Origin of the sequence: Amycolatopsis sp. NBC_00355 (assembly GCF_036104975.1) — a bacterium.
Classification (GTDB): Bacteria; Actinomycetota; Actinomycetes; order Mycobacteriales; family Pseudonocardiaceae; genus Amycolatopsis.
Map to the genome: position 1 here is coordinate 1,148,335 of NZ_CP107982.1, position 9,873 is coordinate 1,158,207.

Annotated in this window: 10 protein-coding genes; 9 read left to right on the forward strand and 1 reads right to left on the reverse strand. The window is 69.2% G+C overall.

Features of this window, described 5'->3' with window-relative positions; translation table 11 throughout:
• Positions 1-126 precede the first annotated feature (126 nt).
• The 8 genes from OHS18_RS04960 (at position 127) to OHS18_RS04995 (ending at position 7,215) form a co-directional block, all read left to right on the forward strand.
• Positions 127-849 carry a helix-turn-helix transcriptional regulator gene (locus tag OHS18_RS04960; protein WP_328455626.1) on the forward strand — a complete coding sequence of 241 codons (723 nt, stop codon included), beginning with the start codon at positions 127-129 and terminating at the stop codon, positions 847-849.
• Positions 850-1,208: 359 nt separating this feature from the next.
• Positions 1,209-2,144, forward strand: a complete 936-nt coding sequence (pfkB, locus tag OHS18_RS04965; RefSeq protein ID WP_328455624.1) for a 1-phosphofructokinase — start codon at positions 1,209-1,211, stop codon at positions 2,142-2,144.
• A 92-nt stretch (positions 2,145-2,236) separates the two neighbouring features.
• Complete coding sequence (mtlA, locus tag OHS18_RS04970) at positions 2,237-3,346, forward strand: mannitol-specific PTS transporter subunit IIC (protein WP_328455622.1); 1,110 nt, start codon at positions 2,237-2,239, stop codon at positions 3,344-3,346.
• Positions 3,347-3,380: 34 nt separating this feature from the next.
• On the forward strand, positions 3,381-3,689 hold the full coding sequence (locus tag OHS18_RS04975; protein ID WP_247051679.1) for a PTS lactose transporter subunit IIB: 309 nt from the start codon (positions 3,381-3,383) through the stop codon (positions 3,687-3,689).
• The gene (locus OHS18_RS04980; protein WP_328616104.1) at positions 3,679-4,134 is read left to right on the forward strand and encodes a PTS sugar transporter subunit IIA; all 456 of its coding nucleotides are present in this window, start codon (positions 3,679-3,681) and stop codon (positions 4,132-4,134) included. The genes OHS18_RS04975 and OHS18_RS04980 overlap by 11 nt, the downstream gene beginning before the upstream one ends.
• Positions 4,131-5,189 (forward strand): zinc-dependent dehydrogenase, encoded by a 1,059-nt coding sequence (locus OHS18_RS04985; RefSeq protein WP_328455616.1) that lies wholly within the window; start codon positions 4,131-4,133, stop codon positions 5,187-5,189. Before OHS18_RS04980 ends, OHS18_RS04985 begins: the two co-directional genes overlap by 4 nt.
• Positions 5,190-5,225: 36 nt before the next feature.
• Positions 5,226-6,893 carry a phosphoenolpyruvate--protein phosphotransferase gene (gene ptsP / locus OHS18_RS04990; protein WP_328455614.1) on the forward strand — a complete coding sequence of 556 codons (1,668 nt, stop codon included), beginning with the start codon at positions 5,226-5,228 and terminating at the stop codon, positions 6,891-6,893.
• Between the two features lie 37 nt (positions 6,894-6,930).
• The gene (locus tag OHS18_RS04995) at positions 6,931-7,215 is read left to right on the forward strand and encodes an HPr family phosphocarrier protein (RefSeq protein ID WP_328455612.1); all 285 of its coding nucleotides are present in this window, start codon (positions 6,931-6,933) and stop codon (positions 7,213-7,215) included.
• Positions 7,216-7,395: 180 nt separating this feature from the next.
• Here the strand turns inward: OHS18_RS04995 and OHS18_RS05000 are convergent, their stop codons facing one another.
• Positions 7,396-8,454 carry a DegT/DnrJ/EryC1/StrS family aminotransferase gene (locus OHS18_RS05000; protein WP_328616105.1) on the reverse strand — a complete coding sequence of 353 codons (1,059 nt, stop codon included), beginning with the start codon at positions 8,452-8,454 and terminating at the stop codon, positions 7,396-7,398.
• 195 nt (positions 8,455-8,649) lie between these two features.
• On the opposite strand from OHS18_RS05000, the gene OHS18_RS05005 reads away from it, so the two are divergent.
• Complete coding sequence (locus OHS18_RS05005; RefSeq protein WP_328616106.1) at positions 8,650-9,684, forward strand: GDP-mannose 4,6-dehydratase; 1,035 nt, start codon at positions 8,650-8,652, stop codon at positions 9,682-9,684.
• Positions 9,685-9,873 lie beyond the last annotated feature (189 nt).

Genomic DNA, 9,873 nt, shown 5'->3' on the forward strand with positions numbered 1-9,873 from the left:
ACCACAGTGTTAAGGCCAGGTGTCCGGCAGCTGTTGCCCCTGCTAATCGGCCGTGCCTAACATGATCTGCGTCACCCCGGAGATGTGGCCACACGATCGCCACCAGTACCCGGCTTTCTTGTCGGAGTGCTTCTCGCCGAAGAGAGGAATCCCTTCATGAGTGCAGACGTCGCAGATGCGGTCACAGGTATCGGCCTGGCTTCGGCGCTGGAGCGAATCAGCCGTCCCGCGCCGCGCAAGCCGGCCCCTCGGCCGGTCACCCCGGAAATGTGCATGGTGAACCTCGACCACCGGCTGCGCATTGTCTCGGCCAGCATGGAATTCTTCCGGGTGTTCGAACGCACGTCGGACGGCGTCACCGGAACCAGCCTCTGCGACCTGCTGCACCCCAGCGTGCGGGACAAGGTCGAGCAGCAGCTCCGCCTGCTGGTCCGCGGTGAGCGCACCCGGTTCTCCGAGCGCATCCTGGTCATGCGGGACAACGGCACGACGCTCAGCGGCGATTTCCTCGGTTCGACCGTGCACAGCGTGGGCGACCGGCTCGACAGCCTCACCGTGGTGTTCCGGCCGGACAAGTCCGACCGGGAAAACCAGGTCGCGGTCAGCCGGAAGAAAATCCTGACCGAGATGGACGCCCGCATTCTCGAGGGCGTCGCGTCGGGTGTTTCGACGATTCAGCTGGCCGCCAATCTCTACATGAGCCGGGGCGGCGTCGAATACCACGTGACGACGCTGCTGCGGAAGATGAAGGTCAAGAACCGGCCCGCGCTGATCTCGAAGGCCTATTCGATGGGCATCTTCGGGGTCGGTTCCTGGCCGCCGCGCGCGCTGCCGGACTTCGTCCGGTGACCCGCCGGTGGTGACGGGCCGGACCGGTGACGCCGAGGGCGGGCCGCAGGTGCACTCGCGAGACGGGTGGGCGTGCGGCCCGCTTCGCTGTGACGACCGGGACCACGTCCCGAGCCGGTCGCGCGATGTGGGCTCGTGACCCGGGTCACCGCCCATGTGTGGCTTTGTGTGGCTTTGCCCGTTCGTCGCTTCCCGTACACAAGGGAGCACAGAAACGAGAGTTTTGGCTGCGTACGGTGACAGTCGCCAGGTGGACGGATGGTAACGGTTGGATATTCGTCGCGATCGGGTCTTGCAAACACAGGCGAACACAGGCAATATCACTCAAACCAAAGAGTTCTCGGCGGAGGTGTACCGAAGTGTTCGTGACCCTGACGGCGAACCCGAGCGTCGACCGGACGGTCGAGGTCGACCGGCTCATCCGGGGTGGTCTGCACCGTGCCTCCGGCGCCAGCGTCCAGCCGGGCGGAAAAGGCATCAACGTGGCGCGTGCCTTGGTGCGCAACGGACTCAAGGCCCGCGCGGTGGTTCCCGCCGGCGGTGCCGAAGGCGACCAGCTGATCAGTTTGCTCGAGGACTACAACATCGACGTGGTCCGGGTGCGCACGGAAGAGTCCGTGCGCAGCAACATCAGTGTCGTCGAGCCGGATGCCACCGTGACGAAGGTCAACGAGATCGGCCCGCACCTGAGCGGACGCGAGATCGAGACCCTGTGCGACGTCCTGCTGGCCAACGTGGCCGACGCGGAATGGGTTGTGGCAGCGGGAAGTCTGCCGCCCGGCGTGGGCGAAGACTTCTACGCGGAGCTGATCGCGCGCCTGGCCCCCAGCGGGGTCCGGGTCGTCGTCGACACCAGCGGCCCGGCGTTCCGGACGTCGGTGAAGGCCGGGCCGGCACTGGTCAAGCCGAACCTCGACGAGCTCGAGGAAGCGGTCGACCGGCAGCTCGACACCGTGCGGGACGTCGTGGACGCCGCACAGGAACTGCGCTCTCTGGGCGCGGGCACGGTTTTGGCCAGTCTCGGCAGCAAAGGTGCCGTGCTGGTCGAAGACGCGGGGATCTGGTGCGCCAACGCATCGGCCGAACCGCGAAGCTCGGTCGGTGCCGGCGACGCGATGCTCGCCGGTTTCCTGGCGGCAGGGGGGAGTGGCCCGCAAGCGCTGGCCACAGCCGTCGCCTGGGGTGCGGCCGCGGTGTCGCTCCCGGGCAGCACGATGCCGGGTCCCGAAGACGTGGGGGCACGTCGAGTGCGGGTGGACCCGCATCCCGGCTGGGACGAGAAGATTCGTGAATAGCCTTACGGCACAACGGAACCGGCTCGCTCCGGCCACCGCCATCCCGTGATGGCGCAACCCTCAAATCACCTTTCCAGAAGAGGAAGCCAACGATGACTACCACCACGGAGATCGACGACGAAACTCCGTCGAGGGCGGAGCGCGCACGGGTCTCGATCCAGCGCTTCGGCGGTCAACTCGCCAGCATGGTCATGCCGAACATCGGCGCGTTCATCGCCTGGGGCCTGATCACCGCGCTGTTCATCCCGAGCGGGTGGACGCCGAACGCCCACATCGCCGAGCTCGTCGACCCGATGATCAACTTCCTGCTGCCGGTGCTCATCGGTTACACCGGTGGCCGGCTGGTCCACGGCCAGCGCGGTGCGGTCGTCGGCGCGGTCGCGACGGTCGGCATCGCGGTCGGCGCGTCGATCCCGATGTTCCTGGGCGCGATGATCGTGGGGCCGCTGGGCGGCTTCCTCATCAAGCTGTGGGACGACAAGGTCGGCAGCAAGACCGCGCCGGGCTTCAAGATGCTCGTCGACAACTTCAGCGCCGGCATCATCGGCGGCATCATGGCGGTGCTGGGCCTGCTGGGCATCGGCCCGGTCGTGCAGGGCATCACCAAGGGCCTCGGCAACGGCGTGCAGGCCCTGATCGACGGCCACCTGCTGCCGCTGGTCTCGATCATCGTCGAGCCGGCCAAGGTGCTGTTCCTCAACAACGCGATCAACCACGGTGTGCTGAGCCCGCTGGGCGTCGCCGACGCGTTGAAGGACGGCAAGGCCATCGAGTTCCTGATCGAGCCGAACCCCGGCCCCGGTCTCGGCATCCTGCTGGCGCTGACCTTCTTCGGTGCCCGCAGCGCGCGGGCCACCGCGCCGGGCGCGATCGTCATCCAGTTCCTGGGCGGCATCCACGAGATCTACTTCCCGTACATCCTGGCCACCCCGCGCCTGATCCTGGCCGCGATCGCCGGTGGCGCCGCGGGTGTCGCGACGTTCGCGATCTTCGACGCGGGCCTGACGGCGACGCCGTCGCCGGGCAGCATCATCGCGGTCCTCGCGGTGACCCCGAAGGGTGGCTACCTGGGCGTGGTCGCCGGGGTCCTGATCGCGGCGGTCGTATCGTTCATCGTCGCTGCGGCCTTGCTGAAGTTCGGCAAGGATGCCCGCAGGGAAGAGCGGGAACTCGCCGTCGCCGAAGGTGGAGCGGTGGCTTGACGATCATCGTCGATCGAAGGAAGGAAGTGCGGTTGTGAGCAGCATCGAAGGCAAGGAAGTCAAGAAGGTCATCATCGCCTGCGACGCCGGGATGGGCAGCAGCGTGATGGTCGCGTCCCAGCTGGCCAAGCGGCTGAAGCCCTACTCGGTCAAGGTCGAGCACACGCCGGTCAACGAGATCCCGGGTGACGCCCAGGTCGTGCTGTGTCAGAGCACCCTGGTCAAGCGGGCCCGCAAGGCCAACACCACGGCGGTGATCCTCGGGTTCCAGAGCTTCCTGGGCGACCCGGTGTTCGACCAGGTCGAGCAGGCGATCCGGGACGGCGGTTCCCTTGCCGACTGACGCTTCCATCCTCAGCGTCGAGTCGGTCCTCATCGGCTGCACCGCCCCCGACCAGGCCGACGCGATCACGCAGGTGGGTCGCAAGCTCCTGGAGCTGGGGGCGGTGGAGCCGGGCTACCTCGACGCGATGCACGAGCGCGAGCGCTCCGTCTCGACCTTCCTGGGCGAGGGCGTCGCGATCCCGCACGGCACCGACGAGTCCCGCCGCTTCGTGAAGCGGACCGCGCTCGCGATCCTCCAGTTCCCCGACGGGGTCGACTGGGACGGCAACGAGGTCCGGCTGTGCGTCGGCATCGCGGCCAAGGGGTCCGAGCAGGTCGGCATCCTGTCCTCGCTCGCCCGGATCCTGATGGACGGCGAGCAGGTCCGGCAGCTGCGGGAAGCACCGGACGCCGAGACGATCTTGCGACTGTTGAACCAGATGGACGAGGAGTTCTCCGAATGAAGGTGGCACGTTTCTACGCGCCAGGTGACCTGCGGGTCGAAGACGCCGACGAGCCCAACCCGGGCCCCGACGAGATCAAGATCCGGGTGCACAACACCTCGACGTGCGGCACGGACCTGAAGATCTTCCGTCACGGGCACCACCACATCGACCCGCCGCGCGTGATCGGGCACGAGATCGCCGGCGAGGTCGTCGAGACCGGCGCGAACGTCTCGGGCTGGGAGTCGGGCGACCGCGTGCAGGTCATCGCCGCGATCCCGTGCGGTGAGTGCAAGCAGTGCCGCAAGGGCCTGCAGCAGGTCTGTCCCAACCAGCTGTCGATGGGTTACCACTTCGACGGCGGCTTCGCCGAGTACATGATCGTGCCGAAGCAGGTCCTCAAGGTGGACGGCGTCAACCGGATCCCGGACGGCGTCAGCTACGCGGAGGCCTCCGTCGCCGAGCCGCTGGCCTGTGTCCTCAATGGACAGAGCTTCGCGCAGGTCGGCGAGGGCGACGTCGTCGTGGTCGTCGGCGCCGGCCCGATCGGCTGCCTGCACGTGCGGCTCGCCCGGGCCAAGGGCGCGGCGGCGGTGTACCTGGTCGAGCTGAACCGCGGCCGCCTCGACATGGCCGCCGAGCTGGTGAAGCCCGACGCCGCGATCTGCGGCGCCGAGGAAGACCCGGTCGCGAAGGTCCTCGAGCTCACCGGTGGCGACGGCGCGGACGTGGTCATCACGGCCGCGGCGGCGGGCAAGGCCCAGGAGGACGCGCTCAAGATGACCGCGCGCCGTGGCCGGATCAGCTTCTTCGGCGGCCTGCCGAAGGACAACCCGATCATCGCGTGCGACTCGAACCTGGTGCACTACCGCGAGCTGACCATCTACGGCGCCAACGGATCCAGCCCCGAGCACAACCGCCAGGCGCTCGAGCTGATCTCGTCGGGCAAGGTCCCGGTCGACGACCTGATCACCCACCACCTGCCGCTGTCCGACGTGCTGAAGGCGATCGACATCGTCAGCAGCGGCGAGGCGATCAAGGTGACGATCGAGCCGGGCGCGGCCGTCCCCGCGTGAGCGGTGAGGGCCCGAACCCCAAGGAGGCGACCAACGGTGGTTGACGAACTGCGCGGCAACCCGGCGAGCCCGGGCGCGGCCGCCGGGCCGGTGGTGCGGCTGACGCCGCCCCCGGTCCTGCCGGAGCACTGGGACACGCCGTCGGCTCCCGAAGAGGAGCTGGCGGCGGCGACCGAAGCGCTCGACGCGGCGGTGGCGGACCTGGAAAAGCGCGCGGCAACGGTTTCGGGCGAGTCCAAGTCCATCATGGACACCCAGATCATGATGGCGCAGGACCCGACGCTGCGGACCGGGATCCAGGAGGGGGTGGCCGCCGGCCGCCCCGCCGCCTGGGCGATCCGCGACGCCTTCGGCAAGCACGTGGCCGCGCTGGAGGCCATCGGCGGCTACCTCGGCGAGCGGGCGGCCGACCTGATCGACATCCGGGACCGGGCGATCGCCGCGGCGCTGGGCCTGGCCCAGCCCGGCATCCCGGACGTCGACGGCACGTTCGTCCTCGTCGGCCAGGACATCGCCCCGGCCGACACGGTGCTGCTCGACCCGGCGAAGGTGCTCGGCATCGTCACCGAGAAGGGCGGCCCGACCAGCCACACGGCGATCGTCGCCCGCGCTCTCGGGATCCCCGCGGTGGTCGGCTGCGCCGGCGCCGCGGGCCTGGCGGACGGGCAGCGGATCGCGGTCGACGGCGGGCGCGGCACGGTCGTCGTGGACCCGACGGACGACTACGTCCGGCAGGTCGAGGCGGAAGCGGCGTCGCTGAAGGAGAAGCTGGCGGCGCACAGCGGCCCCGGCGCCACCGCCGACGGCCACCCGGTCAAGCTCCTGCTCAATGTCGGCAGCGCCGGCGGGGTGGAGCAGGACGCGGCGGCCGACGCCGAAGGGGTCGGGCTCTTCCGCACCGAATTCCTGTTCCTGGACCGCACCGAGGCCCCGACGGTCGAGGAGCAGCGGGCGGCGTACGGCGAGGTGCTGCGCGGCTTCGCCGGCCGGCCGGTCGTCATCCGCACGCTGGACGCCGGCGCCGACAAGTACATCCCGTTCGCCAACACCGAGGACGAGCCGAACCCGGCGCTGGGCGTGCGCGGCTACCGCGTCGGCGTCCGCAACCCGGGGCTGCTCACCGCGCAGCTGGAGGCGATCAGCCTGGCGGCGGCCGACCACGAGGCCGACGTGCGGGTGATGGCGCCGATGATCGCCACGCCGGCGGAGGCCGCGGCGTTCCGCGACCTGGCGCGGGAGCACGGGATCGGCCAGGCGGGCGTGATGATCGAGGTGCCCGCCGCGGCGATCCGGGCCGCGGACATCCTGGCGGAGGTCGACTTCGTCAGCATCGGCACCAACGACCTTTCGCAGTACACCTACGCCGCGGACCGGATGCTGGGTGAGCTGGGGGACCTGCTCGACCCCTGGCAGCCAGCGCTGCTGGCGCTCGTGGCGAACGTCGCGGCGGCGGCCAAGGAAGCCGGCAAGTCCGCCGGCATCTGCGGCGAGGCGGCCAGCGACCCGGGCCTGGCCCCGGTGTTCGCCGGCCTGGGCATCACCAGTCTGTCGATGTCGGTGTCCGCGGTGCCCGCGGTCCGCGCCGCGTTGAAGGACTACACCCTCGAACAGTGCGAAACCCTCGCCCGCGAGGTGCTCTCCGCGTCCGACGTGCCGGCGGCGCGCCGGATCGCGGAAGAGTTCTCCGCCACAACGGCCGGCTGACGCGGCACAAGCTTTCTCCACGAGATGGGAATCGGGAATGTCCAGTAAAAAGGTGGTAATCGGCTCGCCCGTCGGGCTGCACGCGCGTCCGGTCAAGCTGCTCGTCGAGGCCGCGGGCCGCCAGCCGGTACCGGTGAAGATCGGCCGCACCGAGGACAAGCTGGTGGACGCGACCAGCATTCTGGGTGTGATGGCCCTCGGCGTCCGCGGCGGCGAAGAAGTGGTGATCTCGGCCGAGGGCGAAGGCGCCGACGCCGCGGTGGCGGAGATCGTCGAGCTGCTGGCGCGCGACCTCGACTCGGCCGAGCAGCCGGCCGGCTGACGTCGGTGGTCCGGCAGGCGACCCCCTGGTCTGCCGGCCCACCGCACCGCCGGAGTGTCCCTCCGGCCCACGAACGCCGGTGAGCCGTCCTGGTCACTGTCCGGACGGCTCACCGGTCCCCAAAACCTCGACCCCTGAGTCGGACACAGCCCGCCGGTTTCCCGGCGGGCTTCCGTCGTCTCAGTTGCTGCCGTAGAACTCCGCGACGCGGTCCACGATGAAGTCCTGGTCGCTCTCCTCCAGGCCGACGTAGGTCGGCAGGTAGAAGCCCCGGGCGGCCAGGCGGGCCGCGTTCAGCTCGGGCCACGACGGGTCCAGGTACATCGGCTGACGGCTCATCGGCTGGAAGAACAGCCGCGTCTCGACGCCGGCGGCCGAGAGGTGGGCGCGCAGCTCGTCGCGGCCCTCGGCCAGCAGGTCGTACATCCACAGGACGTCGCGGCTCGGCATGCGGGTGATCCCGGAGATGCCGGAAAGCCGTTCGTCGTACTGCTTTTCGATCCGGGACCGCAGCTCGAGGATCTCGTCGATCCGCTCCACCTGGGCCAGTGCGACGCCGGCCTGGAGGTTGGTCATCCGGAAGTTGTAGGCCAGCTTCTTGTGGATGAAATCGTGGGCCTTGCTGAAGGCCATGCCGCGCAGGTGCTTCATCTGCTCGGCCAGCCGCGCGTCGTTCGTCAGGCAGATGCCGCCCTCGCCGGACGAGATGATCTTGTTGGCGTACAAGGAGAAGCACGCGATGTCGCCGACCGGGCGGACGCCGTGGGCCTCGGCCGAGTCTTCGACGACCCGCAGGTTGTACTGGTAGGCGAGGTCCATGATCGCGTCCATGTCGCAGCGCCGGCCGTAGATGTGCACCGGCATGATCGCCTTGGTGCGCGGGGTGATCTTGGCTTCGAGCTGTGCGACGTCGATGTTGAGGTCGTCGCCGCAGTCGACGAAGACCGGTGTGGCACCGGTGTAGGTGACCGCCCAGGCCGACGCGATCATGGTGAACTCCGGCACCAGCACCTCGTCGCCGGGCCCGATGCCGAGCGCGCGCAGGGCGAGGGTGAGCGCCGTCGTCCCGGAGGAGCAGGCGACGCCGTGGCCCTGGCCGTTCCAGTCGGCGAAGGTCTCTTCGAAGCGCTGCACGAACGGGCCCTGGGAGGAGATCCAGCCCGTCGTCACCGCTTCGGTGACGTAGTAGATCTCACGGCCGGTGAGATGGGGCTGGGAGACGGGATATCGGAATGCCATCAGGTCCTCGCATGCCTCGGCTACCGGAAAGCTGCAGGATGGACCCGCTGAAGACGGGAAATCACCAGTAGTTCCCGATGGGGGCACGGATTGTCCAATGTTTTCCAGGGCGGGGCGGGTGTGTGATCGAGCGGATCAGCGGCGGTGCCGGGCGGCCGCGAGCACGGCCGGTTGGCCGGTGAACGTGGGAGAGCTATGACGAAACGAGCATTGATCACGGGTGTCACGGGACAGGACGGCTCTTACCTGGCCGAGCACCTGCTGGCACTGGGCTACGACGTGTGGGGCCTGGTGCGCGGTCAGGCGAACCCGCGCAAGTCCCGGGTCAGCCGGATCGCCGCCGAGCTGAACTTCGTCCACGGCGACCTGCTGGACCAGGCGAGTCTCGTCGGGGCCGTGGACCTGGTGCAGCCGGACGAGGTCTACAACCTGGGCGCGATCTCGTTCGTGCCGATGTCGTGGCAGCAGGCCGAGCTCACCACCGACGTCAACGGCATGGGCGTGCTGCGCGTGCTGGAGGCGATCCGGATGGTCTCCGGGCTGGACAAGTCGCGGACCACCGCGCCGGGCAGCCAGATCCGGTTCTACCAGGCGTCGTCGTCGGAGATGTTCGGCAAGGCGGCCGAGACCCCGCAGAACGAGAAGACGATCCTGCACCCGCGCAGCCCCTACGGCGTCGCGAAGGCCTACGGCCACTACATCACGCGCAACTACCGCGAGTCCTACGGGATGTACGGCGTCTCGGGCATCCTGTTCAACCACGAGTCGCCGCGGCGCGGGATCGAGTTCGTGACGCGCAAGATCTCCAACGCCGTCGCGCGGATCAAGCTGGGCCTGCAGGACGAGCTGCGTCTCGGCAACCTCGACGCCGTGCGCGACTGGGGCTTCGCCGGTGACTACGTCCAGGCGATGCACCTGATGCTGCAGCAGGACGAGGCATGCGACTACGTGATCGGCACCGGCCGGATGCACACCGTCCGCGACGCCGCCGACATCGCGTTCGCCGCCGCCGATCTCGACTGGCGCGACTACGTCGTCGTGGACCCCAGTCTGGTGCGGCCCGCCGAGGTCGAGACCCTGTGCGCCGACGCCACGCTGGCGCGCGCCGATCTGGGCTGGAAGCCGTCGGTGCCGTTCGAAGAGCTGATGCGCATGATGGTCGAATCCGACCTGCACCAGACCGCCCGGGAGCTGGACCTCGGCGAGGCGCTGACCGCCGCCGTCTGGTAGCCGGCCCCGGCCGGTCCCGGAAAGAACTCGGCGGTCGCGGCCCGGGCGATGTGCCGCCGAGGACGATTTCCGCCGCAGAAAACCATTTTTCGCGCCCCGGGCGGCAGCCGGCCGTGCGCCGGACTGCCTCTGCGGCAGCCGTCCCGGGGCGCCACCGCTCGCCGTCGTGTCGGGATGGGTTGCTGATTC

Coding starts and splice junctions, on each gene's coding strand:
- mtlA (WP_328455622.1), top strand. CDS start 2,237: ATGACTACCACCACGGAGATCGACGACGAAACTCCGTCGAGGGCGGAG.
- OHS18_RS04985 (WP_328455616.1), top strand. CDS start 4,131: ATGAAGGTGGCACGTTTCTACGCGCCAGGTGACCTGCGGGTCGAAGAC.
- OHS18_RS04995 (WP_328455612.1), top strand. CDS start 6,931: ATGTCCAGTAAAAAGGTGGTAATCGGCTCGCCCGTCGGGCTGCACGCG.
- OHS18_RS05000 (WP_328616105.1), bottom strand. CDS start 8,454: ATGGCATTCCGATATCCCGTCTCCCAGCCCCATCTCACCGGCCGTGAG.
- OHS18_RS05005 (WP_328616106.1), top strand. CDS start 8,650: ATGACGAAACGAGCATTGATCACGGGTGTCACGGGACAGGACGGCTCT.